The 24,187-nt window shown below is 68.9% G+C and carries 28 protein-coding genes, 1 tRNA gene and 1 pseudogene; 17 read left to right on the top strand and 13 right to left on the bottom strand.

Annotated elements, in window-relative coordinates; translation table 11 throughout:
- Positions 1-82: 82 nt before the first annotated feature.
- The 3 genes from IEY12_RS14640 (at position 83) to rad50 (ending at position 4,454) form a co-directional block, all read left to right on the top strand.
- Entirely contained in the window at positions 83-337 is a 255-nt protein-coding gene (locus tag IEY12_RS14640) for a MarR family transcriptional regulator (RefSeq protein ID WP_123076928.1), read from the top strand.
- Between the two features lie 65 nt (positions 338-402).
- Positions 403-1,773 (top strand): metallophosphoesterase family protein, encoded by a 1,371-nt coding sequence (locus tag IEY12_RS14645; RefSeq protein WP_188884403.1) that lies wholly within the window; start codon positions 403-405, stop codon positions 1,771-1,773.
- Positions 1,770-4,454 carry a DNA double-strand break repair ATPase Rad50 gene (gene rad50, locus IEY12_RS14650; RefSeq protein ID WP_188884404.1) on the top strand — a complete coding sequence of 895 codons (2,685 nt, stop codon included), beginning with the start codon at positions 1,770-1,772 and terminating at the stop codon, positions 4,452-4,454. Before IEY12_RS14645 ends, rad50 begins: the two co-directional genes overlap by 4 nt.
- On the opposite strand, the gene IEY12_RS14655 is transcribed toward rad50, so the two are convergent.
- From IEY12_RS14655 to IEY12_RS14665, 3 genes are read right to left on the bottom strand one after another with little or no spacing between them, the layout of a single operon-like run.
- Positions 4,451-4,873, bottom strand: a complete 423-nt coding sequence (locus tag IEY12_RS14655) for a DUF7346 family protein (protein WP_188884405.1) — start codon at positions 4,871-4,873, stop codon at positions 4,451-4,453. The genes rad50 and IEY12_RS14655 overlap by 4 nt on opposite strands.
- A gap of 40 nt (positions 4,874-4,913) precedes the next feature.
- On the bottom strand, positions 4,914-5,231 hold the full coding sequence (locus IEY12_RS14660; protein WP_188884406.1) for a DUF7322 domain-containing protein: 318 nt from the start codon (positions 5,229-5,231) through the stop codon (positions 4,914-4,916).
- Between the two features lie 40 nt (positions 5,232-5,271).
- Positions 5,272-5,466 carry a DUF7331 family protein gene (locus IEY12_RS14665; RefSeq protein ID WP_188884407.1) on the bottom strand — a complete coding sequence of 65 codons (195 nt, stop codon included), beginning with the start codon at positions 5,464-5,466 and terminating at the stop codon, positions 5,272-5,274.
- 162 nt (positions 5,467-5,628) lie between these two features.
- Between IEY12_RS14665 and IEY12_RS14670 the strand changes: the two genes are divergently transcribed.
- The 8 genes from IEY12_RS14670 (at position 5,629) to IEY12_RS14705 (ending at position 14,142) form a co-directional block, all read left to right on the top strand.
- Positions 5,629-8,346, top strand: coding sequence for a DNA-directed DNA polymerase (locus tag IEY12_RS14670; RefSeq protein WP_188884408.1), 2,718 nt, complete (start codon positions 5,629-5,631; stop codon positions 8,344-8,346).
- A gap of 52 nt (positions 8,347-8,398) precedes the next feature.
- On the top strand, positions 8,399-8,968 hold the full coding sequence (locus IEY12_RS14675; protein ID WP_188884409.1) for a DJ-1/PfpI family protein: 570 nt from the start codon (positions 8,399-8,401) through the stop codon (positions 8,966-8,968).
- 108 nt (positions 8,969-9,076) lie between these two features.
- Positions 9,077-9,985: an ABC transporter ATP-binding protein gene (locus IEY12_RS14680; RefSeq protein WP_188884410.1), complete on the top strand. Its 909-nt coding sequence runs from the start codon at positions 9,077-9,079 to the stop codon at positions 9,983-9,985.
- Positions 9,986-9,994: 9 nt separating this feature from the next.
- On the top strand, positions 9,995-11,422 hold the full coding sequence (gene sufB / locus IEY12_RS14685; protein ID WP_370529245.1) for a Fe-S cluster assembly protein SufB: 1,428 nt from the start codon (positions 9,995-9,997) through the stop codon (positions 11,420-11,422).
- Between the two features lies 1 nt (position 11,423).
- Positions 11,424-12,653 (top strand): Fe-S cluster assembly protein SufD, encoded by a 1,230-nt coding sequence (gene sufD / locus IEY12_RS14690; RefSeq protein WP_188884411.1) that lies wholly within the window; start codon positions 11,424-11,426, stop codon positions 12,651-12,653.
- 216 nt (positions 12,654-12,869) lie between these two features.
- Complete coding sequence (locus tag IEY12_RS14695; RefSeq protein WP_188884412.1) at positions 12,870-13,361, top strand: ferritin-like domain-containing protein; 492 nt, start codon at positions 12,870-12,872, stop codon at positions 13,359-13,361.
- A gap of 28 nt (positions 13,362-13,389) precedes the next feature.
- Complete coding sequence (locus tag IEY12_RS14700) at positions 13,390-13,842, top strand: metal-dependent transcriptional regulator (RefSeq protein WP_123076950.1); 453 nt, start codon at positions 13,390-13,392, stop codon at positions 13,840-13,842.
- Positions 13,843-14,039: 197 nt separating this feature from the next.
- A tRNA-Gln gene (locus tag IEY12_RS14705) sits at positions 14,040-14,142 on the top strand.
- Between the two features lie 93 nt (positions 14,143-14,235).
- Here the strand turns inward: IEY12_RS14705 and IEY12_RS14710 are convergent.
- A pseudogene (locus IEY12_RS14710) lies at positions 14,236-14,472 on the bottom strand (NifU family protein); the annotation flags it as partial.
- 88 nt (positions 14,473-14,560) lie between these two features.
- Here IEY12_RS14710 and IEY12_RS15910 point away from each other — a divergent pair.
- From IEY12_RS15910 to IEY12_RS14720, 3 genes are all read left to right on the top strand, one after another.
- On the top strand, positions 14,561-14,689 hold the full coding sequence (locus tag IEY12_RS15910; RefSeq protein WP_268246009.1) for a hypothetical protein: 129 nt from the start codon (positions 14,561-14,563) through the stop codon (positions 14,687-14,689).
- Positions 14,690-14,788: 99 nt separating this feature from the next.
- A complete protein-coding gene (locus tag IEY12_RS14715; protein WP_188884414.1) occupies positions 14,789-15,115 on the top strand; it encodes a DUF7964 domain-containing protein in 327 nt (108 codons plus the stop codon).
- A gap of 100 nt (positions 15,116-15,215) precedes the next feature.
- Complete coding sequence (locus IEY12_RS14720; RefSeq protein ID WP_188884415.1) at positions 15,216-15,887, top strand: HD domain-containing protein; 672 nt, start codon at positions 15,216-15,218, stop codon at positions 15,885-15,887.
- 3 nt (positions 15,888-15,890) lie between these two features.
- On the opposite strand, the gene IEY12_RS14725 is transcribed toward IEY12_RS14720, so the two are convergent.
- From IEY12_RS14725 to IEY12_RS14740, 4 genes are read right to left on the bottom strand one after another with little or no spacing between them, the layout of a single operon-like run.
- Positions 15,891-16,520, bottom strand: coding sequence for a LysE family translocator (locus IEY12_RS14725; RefSeq protein WP_188884416.1), 630 nt, complete (start codon positions 16,518-16,520; stop codon positions 15,891-15,893).
- 51 nt (positions 16,521-16,571) lie between these two features.
- Positions 16,572-17,327, bottom strand: a complete 756-nt coding sequence (locus IEY12_RS14730; RefSeq protein WP_188884417.1) for a TMEM165/GDT1 family protein — start codon at positions 17,325-17,327, stop codon at positions 16,572-16,574.
- Positions 17,328-18,014: a metal-dependent transcriptional regulator gene (locus IEY12_RS14735; RefSeq protein ID WP_188884418.1), complete on the bottom strand. Its 687-nt coding sequence runs from the start codon at positions 18,012-18,014 to the stop codon at positions 17,328-17,330.
- Positions 18,015-18,060: 46 nt separating this feature from the next.
- Entirely contained in the window at positions 18,061-19,254 is a 1,194-nt protein-coding gene (locus IEY12_RS14740; protein ID WP_188884419.1) for a threonine synthase, read from the bottom strand.
- Positions 19,255-19,344: 90 nt separating this feature from the next.
- Between IEY12_RS14740 and IEY12_RS14745 the strand changes: the two genes are divergently transcribed.
- The 3 genes from IEY12_RS14745 to IEY12_RS14755 are packed head-to-tail and all read left to right on the top strand — an operon-like array spanning position 19,345 to position 21,793.
- Entirely contained in the window at positions 19,345-20,127 is a 783-nt protein-coding gene (locus IEY12_RS14745) for a DUF7839 domain-containing protein (protein ID WP_188884420.1), read from the top strand.
- 38 nt (positions 20,128-20,165) lie between these two features.
- Positions 20,166-21,134 carry a VOC family protein gene (locus tag IEY12_RS14750; protein ID WP_188884421.1) on the top strand — a complete coding sequence of 323 codons (969 nt, stop codon included), beginning with the start codon at positions 20,166-20,168 and terminating at the stop codon, positions 21,132-21,134.
- The gene (locus tag IEY12_RS14755) at positions 21,131-21,793 is read left to right on the top strand and encodes an alpha/beta hydrolase (RefSeq protein WP_188884422.1); all 663 of its coding nucleotides are present in this window, start codon (positions 21,131-21,133) and stop codon (positions 21,791-21,793) included. Before IEY12_RS14750 ends, IEY12_RS14755 begins: the two co-directional genes overlap by 4 nt.
- A gap of 4 nt (positions 21,794-21,797) precedes the next feature.
- On the opposite strand, the gene IEY12_RS14760 is transcribed toward IEY12_RS14755, so the two are convergent.
- The 5 genes from IEY12_RS14760 to IEY12_RS14780 are packed head-to-tail and all read right to left on the bottom strand — an operon-like array spanning position 21,798 to position 23,995.
- Entirely contained in the window at positions 21,798-22,553 is a 756-nt protein-coding gene (locus IEY12_RS14760; protein ID WP_188884423.1) for a proteasome assembly chaperone family protein, read from the bottom strand.
- 5 nt (positions 22,554-22,558) lie between these two features.
- Positions 22,559-22,729, bottom strand: coding sequence for an RNA-protein complex protein Nop10 (locus IEY12_RS14765; RefSeq protein ID WP_188884424.1), 171 nt, complete (start codon positions 22,727-22,729; stop codon positions 22,559-22,561).
- Between the two features lie 4 nt (positions 22,730-22,733).
- Positions 22,734-23,537, bottom strand: coding sequence for a translation initiation factor IF-2 subunit alpha (locus IEY12_RS14770; protein ID WP_123076976.1), 804 nt, complete (start codon positions 23,535-23,537; stop codon positions 22,734-22,736).
- Complete coding sequence (locus tag IEY12_RS14775; protein ID WP_123076978.1) at positions 23,534-23,707, bottom strand: 30S ribosomal protein S27e; 174 nt, start codon at positions 23,705-23,707, stop codon at positions 23,534-23,536. Before IEY12_RS14775 ends, IEY12_RS14770 begins: the two co-directional genes overlap by 4 nt.
- Positions 23,708-23,710: 3 nt before the next feature.
- Complete coding sequence (locus IEY12_RS14780) at positions 23,711-23,995, bottom strand: 50S ribosomal protein L44e (RefSeq protein ID WP_123076980.1); 285 nt, start codon at positions 23,993-23,995, stop codon at positions 23,711-23,713.
- Between the last annotated feature and the right edge of the window lie 192 nt (positions 23,996-24,187).

The following is a 24,187-nucleotide window of genomic DNA, read 5'->3' on the forward strand; positions in this document are numbered from 1 at the left end:
ACGACTACCTGACCGGTGGATGCTCCACAGTAATACAGAAGAAGCACAAATATTATCTTAGAGTATCGCATCGTCTCCGGTAATGAGCGCGATACAGGCCGCGGACGAGGAGACGCTCGAGCGGGTTCGGGACCTCCCGCCGAGCGCGAAGCTGGTGGCGAAGGTGCTGGAGTACAACGACACGCTCACGCAGAGCGAGCTCGCCGAGGAGACGCTGCTGCCGCCGCGTACCGTCCGCTACGCGCTGAATCGCCTCGAAGAGGAGGACGTCGTCGAGTCCCGGTTCTCCTTCACCGACGCCCGCAAGCGCCTCTACACGCTCTCCCTCGACGCCTGACGCGCGCCGCGAAACGGCCGCCGGTCGGCGCTGCATACTTATGACCGAACGGCCAACTCCGGTACATGACGAAGGTCATCCACACGGGGGACACCCACCTCGGGTACCGCCAGTACCACTCCCCCGTCCGCCGGCAGGATTTCCTCGACGCCTTCCGGCGGGTCGTCGAGGACGCCATCGCGGACGACGTCGACGCCGTCGTCCACGCCGGTGACCTCTACCACGACCGCACGCCCGGCCTCGAGGACCTCATGGGGACCATCGACGTCCTCCGACCGCTCGCCGAGGCCGACATCCCCTTCCTCGCCGTCGTCGGCAACCACGAGGGCACCCGCCACGCCCAGTGGCTCGACCTCTTCGAGACGCTCGGCCTCGCCGAACGCCTCGATAGCGAGGGCCGCCGCGTCGGCGACACCGTCTTTTACGGGATGGACCACGTCCCGAAGTCCAAGCGCGACGACCTCGACTACGAGTTCGCCGCCCGCGACGCCGCGCACACCGCGCTCGTCTCGCACGGCCTCTTCGCGCCGTTCCCCCACGGCGACTGGGACTTGGAGGAGGTCCTCGAGGAGGCGACCGTCGCGTTCGACGCCGTCCTCCTCGGCGACGACCACACCGCCGACACCGTCCGGGTGGACGGCACGTGGGCGACCTACTGCGGGTCCACCGAGCGCGCGAGCGCGAGCGAACGCGACCCGCGCGGCTACAACGTCGTCGAGTTTGCAGACGACGAGCGCAGCGAGGCGGCGTCGGACGACCGATCGGGGAACGAAACGCGGCGCGAAGCGCCGCGAACGACGAGCGGCGGAGCCGCGAGCGATGAGAGCGGGGAGCGCGCCGAGAAGGGCGACGCCGGCGAGACGGGCGCGGGCGTCCACGTCCGGCGACGCGGCATCGACACCCGCGAGTTCGTCTTCGTCGACCTCGAGCTCGCCGAGGGCGAGGACGGCGAGCGCGTCCGGCAGCGCCTCCGCGAGGAGTCCCTCGAGGACGCCGTCGTCATCGTCACCATCGAGGGCGACGGCGGCGAGGTGACGCCGGCGGACGTCGAGCGCTTCGGCGACGAGCAGGGCGCGCTCGTCACGCGCGTGAACGACCGCCGCGAGGTGTCCGTCGAGGCAGACTACGAGGTGTCGTTCGCCGACCCTGACGAGGCCGTCCGCGAGCGCGTCCGGGACCTCGGGTTGAGCGAGGCCGCGCGCGGCATCGACGACACCGTCCGGCAGGGCGACGTCGCGGACTCGAACGTCCGGGACGCCGTCGCCGAGCGCGTCCGTGACCTCGTCGACGCGGGCGACCTCGCGGCCTTCGAGGCGGCCGACGACGGCCGCGACGGCGAATCCAGGACCGAGCCCGCGGACGACCGCGAGACCGAGGGCGCGGCCGACGCGCGCGAGGACGAACCGACGACCACCACCGTGGAGGACTACCTGTGAGGATCGACCGCGTTCGCCTCTCGAACTTCAAGTGCTACGCCGACGCGGACGCCTCGCTCGACTCGGGCGTCACCGTCATCCACGGCCTGAACGGGAGCGGGAAGTCCTCGCTCCTCGAGGCGTGTTTCTTCGCGCTCTACGGCGCGACGCCGCTCGACCGAACCCTCGACGAGATCGTCACCATCGGCGCCGAGGAGGCCGAGGTCGACCTCTGGTTCACGCACGCCGGCGCGTCCTTCCACCTCCACCGGCGCGTGCGGGACACCGGCGAGCGCGCGACGACCGCCGACTGCACGCTCGAGACGCCGACCGACACCATCGAGGGCGCACGCGACGTCCGCGACTACGTCGTCGACCTCCTGCGGATGGACGCGGACGCCTTCGTCAACTGCGCGTACGTTCGGCAGGGCGAGGTGAACAAGCTCATCAACGCCAGCCCGCAGGAGCGCCAGGACATGATCGACGACCTCCTCCAGCTCGGCAAGCTCGAGGACTACCGCCAGCGCGCCGAGCAGGCCCGTCGGGGCGTGCAGTCCGTCCGCGACCGCCAGCGCGAGCGCCTCGCGGACCTCGACGAGCGAGTCGCGGAGTACGAGGAGCGCGACCTGCACGCCGAGCTGAACGAGCGCGAGACGGAGCTCGCGGAGATTGAGGACGAGATCGAGGACTTCGAGGCGAACCGCGAGCAGGCTCAGCAGACGAAGGAGGAGGCCGAGCGCATCGTCGAGCAGTACGCCGAGAAGCGCGCGGAGCTCGAGGACCTCGCGGAAACGGTCGACGAGTTGAAGGAGGCCATCGCGGAGACGGAGCGCGAGCGCGAGGCACTCGGGGAGACCGTCACCGACGCCCGTGAACGCGTCGAGGCGCTGGACGAACGCGTCGCCGACCTGCTCACCGAGGCCGACCTCGACGCCGACGCGGACGCCGTAGCCGTCGAAGTAGTGCGCGAGCGACGCGCCGAGGCCGCCGACGAGCGCGACGACGTGCAGGAGGCGCACGGCGACTGCCGGACGGCCATCCAGTCGCACGCGAGCGAGGCGGAGGCGAAACGCGAGCGCGCCACCGACCTCGCGGAGCGCGCCGAGGACGCCCGCGAACGCGCCGCCGAACTCGAGGGCGAGGCGCGCGAGGCCGCCGAGAAGGTCGCCGAGGCCGACGAGCGCATCGCGGACATCGAGGACGCCATCGAGGCGAAGCGCGAGGCGTTCGCGGACGCACCCGTCGACGTCGGCGACGCGGCGGACTACCGCGAGTCGCTCCGCGAGGACCTCGAGGCCGTCCGCGAGCGCGAGTCCGAGATCCGCGGCGACCTACAGGCCGCGCGCTCGGCCGTCGAGGAGGCCGAAGCCCTCCGCAAGGCCGGGAAGTGCCCGGAGTGCGGCCAGCCGGTCGAGGGCTCCCCGCACGTCGACGCGCTCGAAGAGCGCCGCGCCGAGGTCGAATCGCTCGAAGCGGACCTCGCGGCCGTCCGCGAGGAGAAAGCCGACGTCGAGGAGCGCCTCGAGCGCGCGGACGCGCTCGTGGACGCGGAGAGCGAGGTCGAACGCCTCGCCTCCCGGAAGCGGGACGTCGTGGAACTCCGGGACGGCCACGCGGACGCCGTGGAGTCGGCGCGCGCCGACGCCGACTCGAAGCGCGAGGAGGCCGCCGACCTCGAAGAGCGCGCCGACGACGCTCGGGAGGCCGCCACGGATGCCGAGGAGCGCGCGGACGAGGCGCGCGATCGACTCGGCGCGCTGAACGGCCGCCTCGCCGAGCTGAAGTCGCGCGTGGCGACGCTGGACGACCTCGCGGACGCGCTCGCGGACCGCGAGAGCGCGACGAACGACCTCGAGAGCGCCCGCGAACGCCGCGAGAACCTCGCGGACGTGAACGACGAGCGCCGTGAGCGCCTCGCGGAGAAACGCGAGCGCAAGCGCGAGCTCGAAGCGGAGTTCGACGAGGAGCGCCTCGAGGACGCGCACGCGGAGCGCGAGCGCGCCGCTGACTATCTCGAGAAAGTCACCGAGAAACTCGACGAGCTGGGCGAGCGACGCGACGACGTGCGCGACCGGATCACCGTCCTGCAGAAGGAGATCGCGGACCTCGAGGACCTCCGGGAGGAGCGCGACGCCGCACAGGAGCGCGTCGACGCCGTCGAGTCGCTCGTCGGTGAGTCCGAGGAGCTGGAGGCCATGTACGGCACCCTCCGGACCGAGCTCCGCCAGCGGAACGTCGAGAAGCTCGAGCGCCTGTTGAACGAGACGTTCGACCTCGTCTACGGCAACGACTCCTACGCGCGCCTCGAACTCGACGGCGACTACGAGCTCACGGTCTACCAGAAGGACGGCGAGACGCTCGAGCCCGACCAGCTCTCCGGGGGCGAGCGCGCGCTGTTCAACCTCTCGCTACGCTGTGCGGTCTACCGGTTGCTCGCGGAGGGCATCGAGGGCTCGGCGCCGCTCCCGCCGCTCATCCTCGACGAACCCACGGTCTTCCTCGACGCCGGGCACGTCTCGCGGCTCGTCGACCTCGTGGAGTCGATGCGCGAACTCGGCGTCGAGCAGATCCTCGTGGTGAGCCACGACGACGAACTCGTCGGCGCGGCGGACGACCTCCTGCACGTCGAGAAGGACGCGACGTCGAATCGCTCGCACGTCACCGAGGGGATCGAGGCGGAGAGCGCGGCGACCCTCGACTAGTCGCGGAGGGCATCGACACCGGCCTCGCCGGCGTCGGTGAGTTCGTAGCCGCGCTCGCCGTACACCTCGGCCTCGGCGACGAGACCGGCGGCGCGGAACTCCGTGAAGAGGCCGTGGACGTCGCTCTCGCAGAGGTCGTACTCGGCGAGGACGGTGCGCACGGGGAGGGCGCCGCGCTCGCGGAGTTCGCAGAGGAGGCCGAGCGCGCGCTCGGTCCGCGCGACGGTGAGGACGCGCCGCGTCGGCTCGGGGACGGCGCGCGCGGCGGCCTCGAGCGGGTCGGTACCGCCCGCTGATTCGAGTTCGTCGTTCGGGAGATGGGTCTCCGCGCCGGTCTCGGGGTCGCGGACGAGGCTGCTCTCCGTGGACTCCTTCACGAGCAGGTAGGTGTGGCCGTCGGCGTCGCGAACGGTCCGCATCGCTCGAACTGTGGGTCGGCGTGGGGTTAGGCGTGTCGCCTCACGCGGACTCGTCCGCGTCCGTCTCCTCGGGGGCGTCGTGGACGCCGGCGTCGATCTCGCGCTGGACGCCGCGATAGGTGTAGAGGCCGTAGGCGAGTCCGGCGAACCCGAAGAGCGCGACGCCGCCGCCGAGGAGGAGTTGGCCACGGAAGTAGAGGAGCATGAGGCCGACGGCGGCGGCGAGGACGGCGACGTTGAAGACGACGACGAGGTAGACGAACTGGCGCTGGAGCGGGTCGCTGAGGTCGACGTTCGACTCCTCTGCGTCCTGCTCGTCGTCGGCCGCCTCGCTGGCGGGCGTCAGCGGGTTCTTCACGAGCGAAAGAAGGAACGGGGCGCGTTAAGAGCGTTGCTAGTTAGCGCTGATCACCGAGGGGGACCGCGTGCGTCGCCTTCAGCCACGCGAGGGGGTTCTCCGAGTCGTAGAGCACGACCCCATCACCGGTCTCGTACGTCTCGATGCCTTCTCTGGGGTCGTCGCCTTCGGGGAGCTGGGGAACGTGATTCCCGTGCTCGTCGTCCTGCGTGGCATTATCGGACACGTCTTTCACCTCTGGCCTATGCTATGTGTTACCATATTATATACCTTTCCCCAAATGACGCCCGCAAGACGCGGCGCCGTCTGCCAGTTTGCCGGCGGGGCGGACGTCACGGCCGCGCGCGTCGGCGGCGAAGGCGCGGGCTTTTAGGACCGTAGACGCTACGAGACGGTAATGACGAACGCCAGCCTCACGGACTTCTCGGCCGGCGGCGACGGCGGCGACGCAGACGGCGACGCCGCCGCCCGCCCCGAGGAGGAGGCGCGATACGTCGCCGGCGACGACGACCCCGTCGTCAGCGAGGTGTTCGACGCCGAATCCGGCGCGCTCCCCGATGTCGACGCCACGCTCGAGTTGATGGTGACGCAGGTCGACTACACCGTCGAGGGCTCCGGCGAGCGCGAGCGCCCCGTGATCCACGTCTTCGGTCGGACGAGCGAGAACACGGTCGAGCACGTCCGCGTCCACGGCTTCCGCCCGTACTTCTACGCGCCCACCGACTCCCTCACCGAGGACGATCTCGCGAAGGACGTCATCACCGGCCACGAGGGGGGCTACGAGTCGATCCGCGGCGACGACCTCACGAAGATATTCGGGCGAACCCCGCGCGACGTCGGGAACATCCGCGACGAGTACGACCACTACGAGGCGGACATCCTCTTCCCGAACCGCTTCCTCATCGACAAGGACGTCAACAGCGGGATCCGCGTGCCCGCCCGCCGCGCCGAGAGCGACGGCGCACTCGTCGTCCGCCACGACGAAGTCGAGGCCGTCGAGGCGTCCGCCGACCTCCGCGTGAACACCTTCGACATCGAGGTCGACGACCGCAACGGCTTCCCCGAGGAGGGCGAAGAACCCATCGTCTGCCTCACCAGCCACGACAGCTACCGCGACGAGTACGTCGCGTGGCTCCAGACGGCGAACGAGGGCGACGCGCCCGCGCCCGACGACCTCGACGACTACGACCTCCTCGACGCCGAGGCCGGCGCCACCGTCGACGTCCGTGTCTTCGAGACGGAGGAGGCGATGCTCGAGGCCTTCCTCACCTACCTCACGGAGACCGACCCCGACGTCCTCACCGGATGGAACTTCTCGGACTTCGACGCGCCCTACTTCATCGACCGCCTCGAGGAACTCGACGCGGGCACCGACCACGACCTCTCCTACCACCGCCTCTCGCGCGTGAACGAAGTGTGGCGCTCGGACTGGCAGGGCCCGAACATCAAGGGGCGAGTGGTCTTCGACCTCCTCTACGCCTACCAGCGCACCCAGTTCTCCGAACTCGACTCCTACCGGCTCGACGCCGTCGCCGAGACGGAACTCGGCGTCGGGAAGGAGCGCTACGCGGGCGACATCGGCGACCTCTGGGAGGACGACCCCGAGCGCCTCCTGGAGTACAACGTCAGGGACGTCGAGCTCTGCGTCGAGATCGACAGCAAACAGGACGTCGTCTCCTTCTGGGAGGAGGTCTCGACGTTCGTCGGCTGTAAGCTCGAGGACGCGACGACGCCGGGCGACGCGGTGGACGTCTACGTCCTCCACAAGGCCCACGGACGCTTCGCGCTCCCCTCGAAGGGGCGCCAGGAGTCCGAGGACTACGAGGGGGGCGCCGTCTTCGACCCGATCACGGGCGTGAAGGAGAACGTGACGGTGCTCGACCTGAAGAGCCTCTACCCGATGTCGATGATGACCATCAACGCCTCCCCGGAGACGAAGGTCGACCCCGACGAGTACGCGGGCGACACCTTCCGCGCGCCCAACGGGACGCACTTCCGGGAGGAGCCCGACGGCATCATCCGCGAGATCATCGACGAGACGCTCTCGGAGCGCGAGGAGAAGAAGGGGCTCCGCAACGACCACGACCCCGGAACGAACGAGTACGAGCGCTACGACCGCCAGCAGGCCGCCGTGAAGGTCATCATGAACTCGCTCTACGGCGTGCTGGGCTGGGAGCGCTTCCGCCTCTACGACAAGGAGATGGGCGCCGCCGTCACCGCGACGGGTCGCGACGTCATCGAGTTCACCGCCGACGCCGCGGGCGAACTCGACTACGAGATCGCCTACGGGGACACGGACTCCGTGATGCTCGAACTCGGCGGCGACGTCGAGACCGAGGAGGCCATCGGGCAGTCCTTCGAGATAGAGGAGTACATCAACGGCCGCTACGACGAGTTCGCGCGCGAGGAACTCGACGCCGAGGAGCACTTCTTCGAGATCGAGTTCGAGAAGCTATATAGACGGTTCTTCCAGGCGGGCAAGAAGAAGCGCTACGCCGGCCACATCGTCTGGAAGGAGGGCAAGCACGTCGACGACATCGACATCACGGGCTTCGAGTACAAGCGAAGCGATATCGCGCCCATCACGAAGGACGTCCAGAAGCAGGTCATCGACATGATCGTCCACGGGGAGGAGGCGGACGCCGTGAAGGAGCACGTCCACGGCGTCATCGAGGAGTTCCGCGACGGCGACGTCGACCTCGACGACGTCGGGATTCCGGGGGGGATCGGGAAGCGCCTCGACAACTACGACACCGACACCGCGCAGGTCCGGGGCGCGAAGTACGCGAACCTCCTCCTCGGGACGAACTTCCAGCGCGGGTCGAAGCCGAAGCGCCTCTACCTGCAGAAGGTGCATCCGGAGTTCTTCCGCGAACTCGAGGCCGACCGCCCGGAGTTGCAGGACGACCCGCTCTACATCGAGTTCAAGCGCGACCCGGACGTCATCTGCTACGAGTACGCCGACCAGATACCGGACGCCTTCGAGGTGGACTGGGAGACGATGCTGGAGAAGACGCTGAAGGGCCCCATCGAGCGCATCACGGAAGCGCTCGGCGTCACGTGGGACGAGGTCGAGTCGGGACAGACCCAGACCGGCCTCGGCTCCTACATGTAGGCGGGCGAACGACTAAGCCGGCGCGGCGCCTACGCTCGTGTGGGTGACACCCATGGGAAAGAAACTCCTGATGGTCGTCGGTGACTTCGGCGAGGACTACGAGATCATGGTGCCGTTTCAGGCGCTTCAGGCAGTCGGCCACGAGGTCGACGCCGTCTGCCCCGAGAAGGCGGCCGGGGACGCCGTGAAGACGGCGATTCACGACTTCCGGGGCGACCAGACCTACCTCGAGGAGCGCGGCCACGACTTCCAGCTGAACGCGACGATGAGCGACGTCGACCCCGCCGACTACGACGGCCTCGTCGTGCCGGGCGGGCGCGCCCCCGAGTACTTGCGGACGCACGAGATCGTCCTCGACACCGTCCGGCACTTCTTCGAGACGGAGAAGCCGGTGGCGGCGCTCTGCCACGGCCCGCAGATCCTCGCGGCCGCGGGCGTCCTCGAGGGCTACGAGATGACGAGCTATCCGGCGGTCCGTCCGGAGTGCGAGGCCGCCGGCTGCTCGTGGGTGGACGAGGTGACGACGGACGGTAACCTCGTGACGGGGCAGGCGTGGCCGGACCACCCGGAGTGGATCGCGCAGTACCTCGACCTGCTCGGCGACGACGAACCGCGCGACTGAGGCAGGGGTTTCCAGAACCGAAAAACGTTTTTTCTCTCTGCGAACTCAAGGGGGTAGAATGCGTAACCTTAATCCCGCGCGCGGGCGTTGTTGAGAACGACATAACCAATGGCTACGATCGAACTCAAGAACGTCCACGCGGAAGTCGCCGAGGGGGACGAACAGATCCTTCACGGCGTCGACCTAGAGGTCTCCTCCGGCGAGATCCACGCCCTGATGGGGCCGAACGGGAGCGGGAAGTCCACCACGTCGAAGGTCATCGCCGGCCACCCCGCCTACGAGGTCACGGAGGGCGAGATCCTCCTCCACCTCGAGGAGGGCGACTTCGACGACGTCGAGGCGGTCCCCGAGGACGCCCGCACGTGGAACCTCCTCGAACTCGAACCGAACGAGCGCGCCGCGCTCGGCGTCTTCCTCGCCTTCCAGTATCCCGCAGAGATCGAGGGCGTCACGATGACGAACTTCCTCCGCACCGCGCTGAACGCGAAGGTCGAGGAGCGCGAGGAGCTGCTCTTCGGCGAGGACGAGGAGGAGGACGAAGAAGAGGACGCGGGCTACGAGACCTCCCCGATGGAGGGGCCCGCCGACGAGGGCGAGATCGGCGTCGCCGAGTTCCAGCAGAAGCTCAAGGAGACGATGGAGCTCCTCGACATGGACGAGAAGTTCGCCCACCGATACCTCAACGCCGGCTTCTCCGGCGGTGAGAAGAAACAGAACGAGGTCCTGCAGGCGGCCCTGCTCGAGCCCACCATCGCGGTGCTCGACGAGATCGACAGCGGTCTCGACATCGACCGCCTTCAGGACGTCGCGAACGGCATCAACGCCCTTCGCGACGAGCAGGGCACCGGCGTCCTGCAGATCACGCACTACCAGCGCATCCTCGACTACGTCGAACCCGACACCGTCCACATCATGCTCGACGGCGAAATCGCCATGGAGGGCGGTCCGGAACTCGCCGAGAAGCTCGAGGACAAGGGGTACGACTGGGTGCGCGAGCAGGTCTACAACGCGGCTTAAGATACAATCATGAGTTCAGAAGAGAACCTACAAGAGACCGACACCGAGGCGCGCTTCGAGTTCAAGAAGGAGCAGCATTCGGCCTTCCAGTCCGAGAAGGGACTGACCGAGGAGACCATCCGACTCATCTCCGAGGACAAGGACGAACCCGACTGGATGCTCGAGCGCCGCCTCCGCGCGCTCAAGCAGTACAAGAAGATGCCGATGCCGACGGATTGGCCGGGCCAGCCCGACCTCTCCGAACTCGACGTCGAGGAGATCGTCCCGTACATCCGCCCCGACGTCGAGACGCGCGGCGGCGCGGAGAACTGGGAGGACCTCCCGGACGAGATTCAGGACACCTTCGAGAAACTCGGTATCCCGGAGGCCGAGCGCGAGGCGCTCAGCGGCGTCGGCGCGCAGTACGAGTCCGAGGTCGTCTACCAGAACATGCAGGAGCGCTGGGAGGAGAAGGGCGTGGTCTTCTGCAACATGGACGAGGCCGTCCAGGAGCACGAGGAACTCGTCAAGGAGCACTTCATGACGAAGTGCGTCCCCGCCAGCGACAACAAGTTCGCGGCGCTCCACGGCGCGGTCTGGAGCGGTGGCTCGTTCGTCTACATCCCCGAGGACGTCACGGTGAACATGCCCGTGCAGGCCTACTTCCGGATGAACTCGGAGGGGATGGGTCAGTTCGAGCACACGCTCATCATCGCCGAAGAGGGCTCCGAGGTCCACTACATCGAGGGCTGTAGCGCGCCGAAGTACGGCACGCACAACCTCCACAGTGGCGGGGTCGAAGTCTTCGTGAAGGAGGACGCCCACGTGCAGTACTCGACCGTGCAGAACTGGTCGAAGAACACGTTCAACCTCAACACGAAGCGCGCCATCGTCGAGGAGAACGGCACGATGGAGTGGGTCTCGGGCAGTATGGGCTCGAAGGCCACGATGCTCTACCCGTGTACCATCCTCAAGGGTCGTGGCGCGACGGACAACCACATCACCATCGCCTTCGCGGGCGAGGGGCAGGACATCGACACCGGCGCGAAGGTCTACCACAACGCGCCCGACACGAAGTCCACCATCGAGTCCAAGTCCATCAGCAAGGACGGCGGCCGCACGAACTACCGTGGCCTCGTCCACATCGCGGACGGTGCCGAGGACTCCTCGACGTCCGTCGAGTGCGACGCGCTGATGTTCGACAACGAGTCGACCAGCGACACCATGCCGTACATGGAGATCAACGAGTCCAAAGTCGACGTCGCCCACGAGGCGACGGTCGGGAAGATCGGCGACGAGGACGTCTTCTACCTCCAGAGCCGCGGCCTCGACGACGACGACGCGAAGCAGATGATCGTCGCCGGCTTCATCGAGCCGATCACGGAAGAACTGCCCATCGAGTACGCCGTCGAGCTCAACCGCCTCATCGAGCTCGAGATGGAGGGGAGCCTCGGGTAACATGAGCGGAGCGAAACAGTTCCACGCCGGCATCGACGTGGAGACGGTCGAGCGGATCGCCGAGGAGCGCAACGAGCCGAAGTGGCTCCGCGCGAAGCGCCTCGACGCCCTCGAAGCCCTCTCCGACCTCGACTACCCGGACGTCATCCAGACGCCGGGCCGGACGTGGACGAACCTCGCGGACCTCGACTTCGAGGCGCTCGTCGAGCCGTTCGACCAGACCGAGGAGAAGGACTGGGTCGCGGACGACCAGGCGACCGTGGTGCCGTTCCACGAGGCGCTGAACGACGCGGACCTCGAAGAGCTCGTCAAGGAGCACTTCGGGAGCGTCGTCGACCCCGAGGAGAACCGCCTCACGGCGCTCTCCACCGCGCTCTTCACGACCGGGACGGTCATCTACGTCCCCTCGAACGTCGACGCCGAGGACGTGAAGATCCGGACGACGATGAACGGGACGTCCCTGTTCAACTACACGCTCGTCGTCACCGACCAGAACGCCTCCGTCACCATCCTCGAGCGACAGGAGACGGGGAACGAGGCGAACGACTCCGACGAGCGCTACTACTCAGGCATCGTCGAAGTCGCCGCCGGCGAGAACGCCTACGTCCAGTACGGCTCGCTCCAGGACTTCGATCAGTCCACGTACAACTACACGCTGAAGCGCGGCGTCACCGACACGTACTCGACGCTGAACTGGATCGAGGGCAACCTCGGCTCCCGCCTCACGAAGACGGGGGTCTCCACCCTGCTCGAGGGCGAGTCCTCGGAGACGAAGATCGTCGGCGCGTTCTTCGGCCACGAGGACCAGCACTTCGACCTCGACTCGAAGGTCTGGCACCGCAACGAGCACACGACCGCGGACCTCGTGACGCGCGGCGTCATCGACGACGAGGCGCGCAGCGTCTACGAGGGCGTGCAGGACGTCGGTCGCGACGCGTGGGACACCTCGAGCTACCAGCGCGAGAACACGCTGATGCTCAGTGACGAGTCCGAGGCCGACGCCTCGCCGAAACTCATCATCAACAACCACGACACCGAGGCGAGTCACTCCGCGACGGTCGGCCAGATCGACCAGGAGGACCTCTTCTACATGGAGGGACGCGCCATCCCCGAGCAGACCGCGAAGAACATGCTCGTCGAGGGCTTCTTCGTTCCCGTCCTCGAGGAGGTCGAGGTCGACGAGCTCCGCGAGGACCTAGAGGAACGCATCGCGGAACTCCTCCGCGAGTAAGCGCGACGACCCGCCGTTCTCTCCTCTCTCCGTTCTGCCGTCTCTCGGTTCTCAACGCTCCTCGCCCGGAGTGGCGACGCCCGCTCGGACAGGGGGCGTGGACCGACGCGCGTCCGGCCGTATCGGGCGCGACGCCGCCGGTCGAAGGTTAAAGCCTTACGTACTCGCGGCCCAAGTACCGGATATGCGATTGGGAACGCACGGAGAGGGAGCACCGTGAGCGTCGCGCCGCGCGTCGGCTCGGACGGCCAGCTCGCCCGGCTCCTCCAGATCGGGATCGTGCTGGAGGAGGTGGTGGAGGCGCGTGCGTACGAGCACTACCAGCGCCTGCCGGACGCGGAGCGCGACACCCGCATCGAGGAACTCCTCGAGGAGGCCCGCGAGGAGTCCGCAGAGCACCGCGAGCGTCTCGAGGACCTCGTCGAGCGCCTCGACTGCGACGAGGACGCCACCGTGGACGTCACGGACCTCGTGCGCGAGCACTACGGGCGGACGGACCCCGAGGACTTCGACGGCGTTCTCTACGACCAGTTGAACGGGGAGGAGACCGCGTACAAGTTCTACGACGACCTCATCGAGGCCGTCGAGGCGAGCGACGCGACGTTCGGTATCGAACGCGAACTACTGCTCTCGACGCTCCGGGAGATCCGCGCGGCGGAGGCCGAGGGCGTCGAAGCGGTCGCTGCACTGATGGAGTCCCGCGCATGAACGCTCACACAACCACGGAGGCCGCATCGTGAACACCGCCGACCAGTACCTGAAAGCCGTCTTCCTCGTCCAGCGCCTCGAGGACGGGCCGGCGTCGACGGGCGCGCTCGCGGACAGACTCGGTGTCAGCCCGGCGTCCGCGAACGAGATGGTCGGGAAGCTCGCGGACCGCGGCCTCCTCGAGCACGAGAAGTACAAGGGCGCGACGCTGACGGACGACGGCGAGGCGCGCGCCCGCGACGCGCTCGCGACCTACTGCGTCCTCGAGCGCTTCCTCGCGAACGTCCTCGACGTCGAGGAGTACCGGGCGGAAGCCGGCCAGCTCGAGGCGGTTATCGACGAGACGGTCGCGGACCGCCTCGACATGATCATCGAGCGCGAACCCGACTGCCCGAACTGCTTCGACGCCGACGCGGACGCCTGCTCGCACCTCGTCGAGGAACTCGGCGAGGCGGACGCCGGCACGGAAGCCGGCGACTGACTCGGCGTCCGCCTCGCGGCGTGCACGACGCGCGACTCTCGGTACTCCCTTCTCCACCGGACTCCCGACTGATGAGACCCCCACGTCCGCGCGACGCGAAGAGTAACCCCTTAGTAGCACTCGGCCACACTATCGAAGTGAGTCCCGTAGCATCCGTCGCAGAGGTGGCGTCGCATACGGGACGAGAGGCGGAGCGCAGTCCCGTGGTGTAGTGGCCAATCATAGCGGCCTTTGGACGTGTTCGGTTCCGGCCGACACGGAAGAGAGCCGTTGACGGCGGTTCGAATCCGCCCGGGACTATAGGCGGGTTCTGACGTTTCTGCGACCGCTCTAGAAGTGCATCCCGGTGCCGTCGGCGTCAACGTGGACGGTGTCGAGTTCGGGTATCTCCTACGGGAGGCGGGCTTGGATGGCTTGGACGGTCATCGGGGAGATACCGCATCCCGAGCACGCGCCGCCGAGGGCGAGCCGGACCTCGCCGGAATCAGCGTCGACGGCGTCGACGCCGGCCGTCCCGCCGTGCATCGAGATCGGGGGGAAGTTGCGCGCGAGGAACGTCTCGACGCGCTCGCGGAGGTCGGCTTCGGCGTCGACGCCGACGCCGCCGTCGGTTTCGTGCTCGATGCTCATACGTTCCCCTCGGTGCCCGGGACGCATAGCCGTATCGCCGGGAGCGGAGCGGGCAGACTTATGTGCCTCGTCGCTGTGGCATGCGGGTATGAGCGTACTGCGTACACTCTGGAAGCTGGCGCGAACCGGGTTCGTGCTCGTCGGCCTCCTCGCCGTCGGGTTCGTCGTTCTCTCCTACGGCTGGAACGGCGAGCCGCCCGAGCTCTCGCTGGAGTAGCGGACGCACTCCCGCCCGACGCGGCGCGCGCCGCGAGAGGGCGCGTGACTGCACCGCTCGATTGATGGCCTTTTCTTCGCGCGGACCGTTCGAGGAGTCATGTCCACGCTTTCGTCGCTCCCGAGTCGCCCGCTCACGACCACCGAAGTCGCCGCGCTCAACGACGCCGACGCCTTCGACCTCGTCGTCCCCGTCGAGCGCGAGGAAGCCGTCCGCACCGAGGACTCCGAGGCCGTCGAGGTCACCGAAGCGCTCGTGCTCGCCGCCGGCGACTGGGTGAAGGGCGTCGTCCACGAAACCGACGGTTGGCGCGTCGTCGAGCACGTCGACATCGAGGGCGATGACCGGACCGAGGCGATGCTCACCTGCGAGGAAGCCGTCGAAGACGCCCGCAAGCCCGGCGAGCGCGCCGACCTCGACACCTGATTTTCCGGGGGTCGTCGCCTGCAAAAGGCTAAAGAGCGAAACCGGCCTCTATTGAGACAACAATGACAACGCGACACGAACCCCCACCGGAGGTGACGGCATGGGTGTCGAGATAAAGGAATCGGGCGTCTCCGAGGACGACCTCGCGGCGATGGAGGACTTCGTCTACGACTACCTCGCCGCCAGCGTCGAGAACGAGGACGACGGCGGCCGGATGCGCTGGTATCCGTGGCACTCCGCCGAGTACCGTTTCAACCACATCGTCAACGTCCGCGAACTCGCCGCCGACATCGCCGAGAAGGAGGGCGCGGACGTCGACGTCGTGCGCGTCGCCGCGCTGTTCCACGACATCGCGAAGCTCGACGCCGACCAGGAGGTCCACGCGGAGGAGGGCGCGCGCGTCGCGCGCCAGTACCTCGAGACGCACGGCGAGTATCCGGCGTCGTTCGTCGACCGGGTCTGTCGCGCGGTCGAACGCCACTCGCACACGGACGACCTCTCGGATCTCGACTTGGAGAGTCGCTGTCTCGTCGAGGCGGACATGCTCGATAAGGTCGGCGCGAACGGCACCGCACTCATGCTCCTGCGGATGGGCTACGAGGCGCGCACCCACATGGACGCCGCCGAGATGGTCGAACGCGTCCTCGAACGAGGCCGCGACGCCGAGTCGCGCGTGCACAGCGACACCGCCGAGTCCATCGCCCACCAGCGCCTCAAGCGCGTGCGCTGGTTTCGCGAGTGGCTCGAGGGCGAAGTCCCGGGGATGGACTGAGCGCTACAGGAGCACCGGGAGCGAGCCCGCGACGAACAGCACGCCGAAGGCGACGAGTACGACGGCGCTCGCGTAGCCGACGACGCGTTCGAGCGACGCCACCTTCTCGCCCGCCGCTCGGAGCGTCGCCGGGAAGCCCGTGATCCAGATGAGGATGCCGCCGAAGAAGCCGACGATGGTGAGCGCGCCGTTCGACACGGTGAGCGCGTAGCCGAACGCCTCGACGGTGCCGGGGTCGAGCAGCGCGACGCCCGCCGTCAGCCACCAGACGACCTGCATCGGGTTCGTGAGCGCGGCGAGGAACGTCTTCCGGAAGCCCGCACCGGAATCGGTGCGTTCGGCGCCGGCGTGCGCGCTCCGCGCGGCACCGTACGCGAAGTAGCAGAGGAGCACCCCGCCTGCGACCTTCATCGCTGCCTGGAGCGTGGGCGCGTGCTGGAGGAACGCGACGACGCCGCCGTACGCGAGGCCGAAGAACACGGCGTCCGCCGCCATCGCGCCGAGGCCCGCGCGGAAGCCGGCTTTCCACCCGCGAACGACCGTCTCGTTCGCGATGAGGGCGTTCATCGGACCGGGTGGCGCGGCGAGCGAGAGGCCGAGCGCCACGCCGGCGAGCAGAGAGAGAAGCGCCATACCCGCGTGTAGGTGCCAGATTGCGAAAACGCCTGCGTTCGCGTGTCGCCGCTAGCGGTGGCTGGCGTAGCCGTAGCCGACGATGGCGATCGCGAGCGCGAGTGCGCCGAAGAGGGCGTTCTCGCCGACGACGCCGAGTTCGACGACGCCGAACGCGACGAAGACGACGGCGGCCGCCACCTCGATGTACGCGGTCGGGAGGAGGCGTTCGACGCGTTCGCCGAGGAAGGCGTCGATTCCGGTGCGGATGCCGAGCGCCGCGATGACGCCGAGGAAGACCGGGACCGGTGCGTCGGGGAACGTCGCGGCGAGGTTGATGGTGAGTAGCTGGGTCTTGTCGCCGACCTCGGCGAGGACTATGAAGCAGAACGCGGTGGCGACCGGCCCGTAGCCGCGCGTGTAGCGCGCGACGCGGTCCGGGAGCATCGCGACCGTCCCGCCGTCGGCGGACGCGCCGGGGACGCCGCCGCGCCGATAGCGACCGTACACGGTGTACGCCGTCCAGAGGCCGAACGCGAGGAAGAGCACGCCCGTCACGGTGCCGATGGCGCCCTGCGGGAGGACGCGCGTCACCCACGCGCCGAACGCGACTTCGAGCGCGCTCCACCCCGCGAACGCCGCCATCGCGCCGGCGAAGACGCGTTTGGCGTCGTATCGGCTCGCGAGCGTGATGACGACGAGTTGGCCCTTGTCGCCGAAGGTCGCGAGGAAGTTCGCGAGGAAGGCCGCGAGGAAGGGCCCGTAACCGGCGTAGCGCTGGATGACGGCGTCGAGGCCGTTACCGGCGGCGAGCGGGAGCGCGTGCATCTACGCGGGCACCTCGTCCGCGTCGGCGTCCTCGGGGGCGCGCACGCGGATCGCGGACGCGATGCTCGTCGGGAGATGGACGTCCCGGTCGTCGACGCGCACCGTGATGAGGTCGATGGGTGCGATGTCGACGACGTCGAGGCGTGCGCCGGGCTCGACGCCGCGCGCCGCGAGGTAGTCGAGGTGGTCGTCGTCCCGGTCGCTGACGCGCGCGACGACGACGGTGTCGCCCTCGGAGACGGAGGCGAGCGCGACGGTGTCGTCGTCCGCGAGCGGTGCGAGGTCCTCAGTGGGGATGGGGTCGCCGTGGGGGTCGACGCGGGGGTCGCCGAGCGCCGCCGCGACGCGGCGCTCGAACTCCTCGCTGATGTGGTGTTCGAGGGCGTCGGCTTCCTCGTGGACCTCGCTCCACTCGTAGTCGAGGTGTTCGGCGAGGTAGGACTCGATGAGGCGGTGGTGACGCAGCACCTCGAGCGCGACCGTCTCGCCCTCCTCGGTGAGCTCGACGCCCTTGTACTTCTCGCGGTCGAGGAGGCCGCGCTCTTCGAGCTTCTCGATCATGCTCGTCACCGTCGGCGGCGTCACGCCCAGGTACTCCGCGAGCGCCGACGTCCGAACGGGTGCACCGTCCTCGCGCTCGAGGACGTAGACGGCCTTCAGGTAGTCTTCCATGACGTCACTCAGCATCACTACCCTCGATTAGCCCCGTCTAAACCTTAGTTTTGACGCCCGTTCAGATGCCCTTGCCCATCAGATGCGAGCGGAGGATATCGTCGTCCTTGCTCCCCGCGCCCGCGTTCACGAGCACGAGCACGTCGTCCGACGCGAAGGCGTCGCGTTCGGCGAGCGCGTACGCCGCCGCGACCGACGCGCCGCTGGACGCGCCGAGTTCGAGGCCGGCGGATTCCGCGAGCGACGTCGCGCCCTCCAGAATCTCGGGGTCCGGCGCCGCCACCGCGTCGCCCCCCGTCTCGCGGACGGCCGCCAGAGCGAGCGCGCTCCCCGTCGGGTCGGGGATCTCGATGCGCCCGCAGATGGTGTCCGGGGCCTCCCACGGCTCGTGGCCGTCGCGGCCCTCCTCGAAGGCGCGCACGATCGGCGCACACCCCTCCGCCTGCGCGGCGTGAACCGCCGGCACCGAATCGACGAGCCCGAGGTCGGCGAACTCGCGTGCGGCCGTGGCGATCGCGTGGAGACCCGCGCCGCGCCCCGTCGGATGAACGACGTGGTCGGGCGCCGACCAGTCGAGCGCCTCGGCGACCTCGAAGTACGCCGTCTTCAGGCCCTCGTGCGCGAACGGCGTCGAGAACACCTGCACCGGGTGCCAGTCGTCGTGCTCCGCGACCGCGTCCGCGAACGCCGCGTCCGCGTCGCCGATACGCCCCTCCACGACCGACATGTCCCCGCCGTGGACGTTGACCATCGCCTTGTTCGTGAAGCTCGCGCGCGTCGGCACGAACGTGTGGCTCTCGAGGCCCGCGCGCGCCGCGTACGCCGCCGCCGACTGGCCGTCGTCGCCCGTCGACGCCAGCGCCACGTCCGTCGCGCCCGCCTCGCGCGCCGCCGTCGCCGCCACCGACTGCGCGCGGTCGTCGATCGTCCCCGTCGGGTTGCGGCCCTCGTCCTTCACGTACACCGCCTCGACGCCGAACTCGGCGGCGAGCTCCGGCACCGGAACGAGCGGCGTCCCGCCCTCGTTCGTCGTCACCGCCGCCTCGCGCGCGAACGGCAGGAGCTCGCGATAGCGCCACTGCGAGCGCTCGGACCGGTTCTCGAACGTCTCGCGCGAGACGTCGAGCGCGTCGAGGTCGTACTCGACGTCGAGGATGCCCCCGCAGTCGGGACAGCGGCCCGTGGCCGCCGCCGCGTCGAACGACTCGTCGCAGTCCGTACACGTCACGCCAGCGAGCGCCGGGTTCGTCTCCATGTCTCGACGTTGCGCGAGGCGGGCGTTAAGCCCTGCCCTTTCTCTCACTACACCGGTGGCTCTTTGCCCCTCAGGGCCGACTGCCAGCGTATGACGGACGTCCTCGCGGACAAACGGACCGCGACGCGGTTCCGCGTGCTCGTCGAGATCGCGGACCGCCAGCCCGCGGTCAGTCAGGGGGAGATCGCCGACGCCGTCGGCGTCACGACGCAGGCGGTCAGCGAGTACATCCGCGACCTCGTCGACGACGGCCTCGTCGAGAAGGAGGGGCGCTCGCGCTACCGGGTCACCAAGGAGGGCGTCGACTGGCTCCTGCGCACCGCCGACGACGTCCGACGCTACGCCGACCGCGTCACCGAGGACGTCCTCGGGAGCGTCCACGAGGACGCGGCGATCGCCGTCGACGACGTCGAAGCGGGCGACAGCGTCACGCTCACGATGCACGAGGGGCTCCTGCACGCCGACCCGGACGGCGAGGGCTCCGCGTCCGGCGTCGCCACCACGGACGCCGCCGCCGGCGAGGACGTCGGCGTCACCGGCTTCGAGGGCATCATCGACCTCGAACCCGGCGCCGTCACCGTCTACCAGGTCCCGCCCGTCCGCACCGGCGGCAGCGGTGCCGTCGACCTCGGGGCGCTCGCGGACGCCGTCGCCGACGCCGACCTCGTGCTCGCGACCGGTATCGAGGCCGTCGTCGCCCTCCGGCGCGCCGAGCACCCGCCCAGCGTCACGTTCGCCGTCGGCGAAGTCGCCGCCGCCGCCGCCGGGCGCGGCCTCGACGTCGTCGTCGTCGCAACCGCCGACGCCGTCGGCCGCGTCACCGACCCCCTCCGCGACGCGGACGCCCGCTACGAGGTCGCGGACCTCTCCTAGGACAACACGGAAAGCCCGCGACGCCCTACTTCCGGGTCGTGCTCTCCGATACGCCCGGCATCCACCACGTCACCGGACTCGCCGGCGACGCACAGGCGAACCTCGACTTCTACACCGAGGTGTTGGGCCTCCGGCTCGTCCGGCGCACCGTCAACCTCGAGGACGTCCTCCAGTACCACCTCCTCTTCGGGAACGCCGACGGGTCGCCCGGTACCGTCTACACGAGTTTTCCCGCTCGCGAGGCCGAGGACGGACGCGTCGGCCCGCCACAGCCCGCGAGCATGGCGTTCGCCGTCCCCGAGGACTCCCTCGGCTACTGGCGCGAGCGCCTCGCCGACTGCGGCGTCGCGTCCGAGGAAGAGACGCGCTTCGGGCCGGACGCCCGGTACGCTGACGACGCGAGTCCCGCGCCGCGCGCGGAAACGGCGCTCCGGTTCAGCGACCCCGACGGCACCCGCATCGAACTCGTCGAGGCCGACCAGCCGGTCGAGCCGTGGACGAGTCGCGTCCCCGAGGCGCACGCAATCAGGGGCTTCTTCGGCGTCGCCGTCCTCTCCGTCGAGCCCTACGCGACCGCGAGCGTCCTCGATACCCTCGGGTTCGACCTCGTCGCACAGGACGGCGACCGGATACGCTATCGCGCCCCCGGGGACGTCGGCGCCACGATCGACGTCCTCGACCGCGACGTCCCGTTCGGCCGCGAGGGCGCGGGCGTCCTCCACCACGTCGCCGTCCGCGTCGCCGACGAGGCCGAGCTCCACGAGTGGCGCGACCTCTTCGCCGAGCGCGACCTCCGCGTCTCGCGCGTCAAGGACCGCCACGTCTTCCACTCGCTCTACGTCCGCGAACCCGGCGGCATCCTCTTCGAACTCGCCACGGACGGCCCCGGCGTCACCGTCGACCAGCCCCGCGAACGGCTCGGCGAGGAGCTCGTCCTCCCCGGCCGCTACGAGGAGGACCGCGACCTCGTCGAATCGCAACTCCCCGCACTCGACTACACGCCGTGAGCGAGCGCTTCCTCCCGACGACGCCCGAGGACCCCCACCGCGACCAGCCGCTCGTCACCAGCGGCGCGCCGCTCCCCGCCGCCGAGGTCGGCGTCATCCTCCTGCACGGCCGCGGCGAGTCCGCGACGAGCATCACGCGCATCGCCGAGGAGTTCTACCGCCACGGCGTCGCCTTCCTCGCGCCCCAAGCCGCGAAGTACACGTGGTATCCGCACGCCTATGAGGCGCCCGTCGATGCGAACGAGCCGTGGCTCACCTCCGGCGTGGACGCCGTCGCGCGCGCCGTCGACACCGCCGGCGACGCCGGCCTCTCCCCCGAGACCCTCGTCGTCTTCGGCTTCAGTCAGGGCGCCTGTCTCGCCGCCGAGTTCCTCCGCCGACGGCCGCGACGCTACGGCGGCGCGTTCGTCCTCGCGGGCGCACTCCCCGGGGGCGACGCGTGCGAGGTGGCGGGGTCGCTCGACGGGACGCCGGTCTTCTGCGGCGTCGGCGAGAACGACCCCGAAGTCAGCGTCGACGCCGTCGAACGCACCGGCGACGCCCTCGCGGAACTGGGTGCGGACGTCACGCTCGAGACGTACCCCGACGCCCCACACCGCATCACCGACGGCGAGATGGCCGCCGTCGAGGCGCGACTCGACGACCTGCTCGAAAAGTAGCCCGTTACCCGATGTAGCGCAGGTCCTCGTCCGCGCCCGCGCTCGGCCCCTGCTCCATCTGCTGCATCTGCTCGACGACGTCCTCCATCTCGTCGGCGCGCTCGTCGAGCGCCTCGAAGTCCACGGTGAGTCCGAGGAGGTTCTCCAGCACCTCGAGGACGGCGCGCGCGCTCTTCGGGTCGACGAGGTAGCCGGACGTCTCGCCCATCAGGCAGGCGGCCTCGAAGCCGCGCTCCGCGCCGAGCCCCACGAGGAGGCCGGACGTCCCGACGATGCCGCCGGAGGGCTCCTCCGCGCGGAACTCCACGCCGGCGTCCTCGAGGGCGTCCTTCTGTGCCTCGTCGCCGACCGCGCCGACGACCGCGTGGTCCTCGACGAGTTCACCCGTCGGGACGCCGCCGAGCGCGTACACGTCGGTGACGCCGAACTCGTCGGCGACGTCGAGGAACGCGTCCGTCAGCCGGTAGTGGCCCCGGTTGTCCGTCGCCTGATGATCGCCCGTCAGCACGAGGAGGTCGCGCTCATCGGACTCGATCGCGTGGAACTCGGCGTCCGCGAGCGAGGCGATGCTCTCCTCGCTCACCGTCACCTGCGGCGGGAACAGCTCGGAGTGCACGCGGCGTACGAGCGTCGACTCCGACTCCTCGACGAGATGCTCGGCGACGAGTTTCCCGACGTGTCCCACACCGGGAAGCCCCTCGACGAGAACCGGGTCGTCCAACTCTACGTCCGCGACGACCTCGATGTCGACTTCGTCCATGCGTCCTAGTCGCGGACGCGGCGCTTAAGTTTGCGTCGGTACTCACCGTACGGGTCGTCGGGGTCGAACGGCGCGGGCGCGGAGTTCTCCGTCTGCTCGCCACACTCCGGACAGGTCGCAGAAAGCGTGTAAACCGGGTCGTCGTGCTCGCGGCAGATCCGGATGTCCGAGTGCACGAGCCTACGCTTCTTCTTCGAGTTGTCGCTCGCGGTGGAACTCGCCCGCGCCACCGCGCGACTCGATGTCGTCTGCCGCGCGCGCGGCCGCAGCCTCGAGTTCGTCCTCGGCGGTCTTGTAGGTCGGCGCCTCGACGCGGATGCGGTACTCGGGCGCGCCGACGTACGTCACTTCGAGGTCGGCTTCCTCGGGGACCACGTCCTCGTTCTCCGCCGCCTTCAGCGACTCCTTGATGTCGTCGACGCCGTCGGGCGCCGGCGACTCGAGGTGGACGTAGCCCGTCACCGTGACGTAGGGGACGGAGACGTTCTCGCGGGCCGTCGAGACGACGGCGTCGACCTCGTCCTCCTCGAGGTCGAGCCCCTCAAGGGCCTCGGCGCCGTGGATGGCGGCCTGCTCGAAGCCGTCGTAGAGCGAGCCGAACTCGGCGACGAGCTCGTCCGCGACGTCGCGGAACTGCTCGTCGGAGACCTCCTCGCCGAAGGCGAGTTCCATCCACTTGTCCGCCTTCTGCTCGTTCTTCCAGTCCTGGATGGCCTCCGAGCGCTGGTGGTCGTTGACGTCCTTGATCGAGAGGTCGATCTGCTGGGAGGAGCGGTCGATGTCGAGGACCTTCGCCACGACGGTCTGCCCCTCGCGGACGTGGTCGCGGACGTTCTTGATCCAGCCGCTCGCGACCTCGCTGATGTGGACCAGCCCGCGCTTATCGCGGTACTCCTCGAGGTCGACGAAGACGCCGAAGTCCTCGATCTCGTCGACTTTCCCGACGACGAGTTCGCCCGGCTCGGGCCAGCCCTCGTACTTCATCGGGCCTCGACGGTCTCCGTGACCTCGCCTTCGAGGACCGCCTTCCCGCCGGTCGGGCGCGCGAGCGTCGTGCCGCAGACGGCGCACGCGACCGTCGAGGAAGCCTTCTCGAAGACGATCTGTTCGTTCTCACAGTCCGGGCATTGAACGCGGAAGAAGTTTCCAGACATGGATTACTCCTGGAACTCCAGCTTGCCGGCGCGCCATCCCTCGCGGAGGTGGGCCTTACCGCATTCGCTGCAGCGGTATTTGAGGTCCGTCTTCTTCGTGGGCTTGTCACCACCCGGGACCTTACTGAACTTGCCGGCGTTCCCGATCCGGGAGGTCTGGCGCTTGCGCTGGCGGCCCTGCACCTTCGTCATACCGGAGGTGCGGCCGGAGCGGACGCGCTCGACCTCGTGTTCGTGATGCTCGTTGCAATGCGGGCAGTAGGTGTTGAATCGTCGTGGCATCTGCATAGCGAATCAGCTCTGTTGCTCACGGGTTCGATTCGGACGCTTAAAATGGACACGGTTCGGCCCCGACGGTCGACGGTGCAGCCGGCGCTTCACACAGCCGTAATTATTTGTGGGCATCTGCCACCATCGTGTTTAGTTAAGCGAATTCCACCAGACGGCGAAGGCTTGCAACCACGTTTCGGCGGTCGCCGG

The sequence above is a fragment of the Halarchaeum grantii genome (genome assembly GCF_014647455.2).
GTDB lineage: Archaea > Halobacteriota > Halobacteria > Halobacteriales > Halobacteriaceae > Halarchaeum > Halarchaeum grantii.

What these genes read in the sequence shown, in the direction of transcription:
- IEY12_RS14640 (WP_123076928.1), top strand. Translation starts at nt 83, where the DNA reads ATGAGCGCGATACAGGCCGCGGACGAGGAGACGCTCGAGCGGGTTCGG.
- IEY12_RS14645 (WP_188884403.1), top strand. Translation starts at nt 403, where the DNA reads ATGACGAAGGTCATCCACACGGGGGACACCCACCTCGGGTACCGCCAG.
- IEY12_RS14655 (WP_188884405.1), bottom strand. Translation starts at nt 4,873, where the DNA reads ATGCGGACCGTTCGCGACGCCGACGGCCACACCTACCTGCTCGTGAAG.
- IEY12_RS14670 (WP_188884408.1), top strand. Translation starts at nt 5,629, where the DNA reads ATGACGAACGCCAGCCTCACGGACTTCTCGGCCGGCGGCGACGGCGGC.
- IEY12_RS14675 (WP_188884409.1), top strand. Translation starts at nt 8,399, where the DNA reads ATGGGAAAGAAACTCCTGATGGTCGTCGGTGACTTCGGCGAGGACTAC.
- IEY12_RS14680 (WP_188884410.1), top strand. Translation starts at nt 9,077, where the DNA reads ATGGCTACGATCGAACTCAAGAACGTCCACGCGGAAGTCGCCGAGGGG.
- sufB (WP_370529245.1), top strand. Translation starts at nt 9,995, where the DNA reads ATGAGTTCAGAAGAGAACCTACAAGAGACCGACACCGAGGCGCGCTTC.
- sufD (WP_188884411.1), top strand. Translation starts at nt 11,424, where the DNA reads ATGAGCGGAGCGAAACAGTTCCACGCCGGCATCGACGTGGAGACGGTC.
- IEY12_RS15910 (WP_268246009.1), top strand. Translation starts at nt 14,561, where the DNA reads ATGAGCGTACTGCGTACACTCTGGAAGCTGGCGCGAACCGGGTTCGTG.
- IEY12_RS14715 (WP_188884414.1), top strand. Translation starts at nt 14,789, where the DNA reads ATGTCCACGCTTTCGTCGCTCCCGAGTCGCCCGCTCACGACCACCGAA.
- IEY12_RS14720 (WP_188884415.1), top strand. Translation starts at nt 15,216, where the DNA reads ATGGGTGTCGAGATAAAGGAATCGGGCGTCTCCGAGGACGACCTCGCG.
- IEY12_RS14725 (WP_188884416.1), bottom strand. Translation starts at nt 16,520, where the DNA reads ATGGCGCTTCTCTCTCTGCTCGCCGGCGTGGCGCTCGGCCTCTCGCTC.
- IEY12_RS14730 (WP_188884417.1), bottom strand. Translation starts at nt 17,327, where the DNA reads ATGCACGCGCTCCCGCTCGCCGCCGGTAACGGCCTCGACGCCGTCATC.
- IEY12_RS14735 (WP_188884418.1), bottom strand. Translation starts at nt 18,014, where the DNA reads ATGCTGAGTGACGTCATGGAAGACTACCTGAAGGCCGTCTACGTCCTC.
- IEY12_RS14740 (WP_188884419.1), bottom strand. Translation starts at nt 19,254, where the DNA reads ATGGAGACGAACCCGGCGCTCGCTGGCGTGACGTGTACGGACTGCGAC.
- IEY12_RS14745 (WP_188884420.1), top strand. Translation starts at nt 19,345, where the DNA reads ATGACGGACGTCCTCGCGGACAAACGGACCGCGACGCGGTTCCGCGTG.
- IEY12_RS14760 (WP_188884423.1), bottom strand. Translation starts at nt 22,553, where the DNA reads ATGGACGAAGTCGACATCGAGGTCGTCGCGGACGTAGAGTTGGACGAC.
- IEY12_RS14770 (WP_123076976.1), bottom strand. Translation starts at nt 23,537, where the DNA reads ATGAAGTACGAGGGCTGGCCCGAGCCGGGCGAACTCGTCGTCGGGAAA.
- IEY12_RS14775 (WP_123076978.1), bottom strand. Translation starts at nt 23,707, where the DNA reads ATGTCTGGAAACTTCTTCCGCGTTCAATGCCCGGACTGTGAGAACGAA.
- IEY12_RS14780 (WP_123076980.1), bottom strand. Translation starts at nt 23,995, where the DNA reads ATGCAGATGCCACGACGATTCAACACCTACTGCCCGCATTGCAACGAG.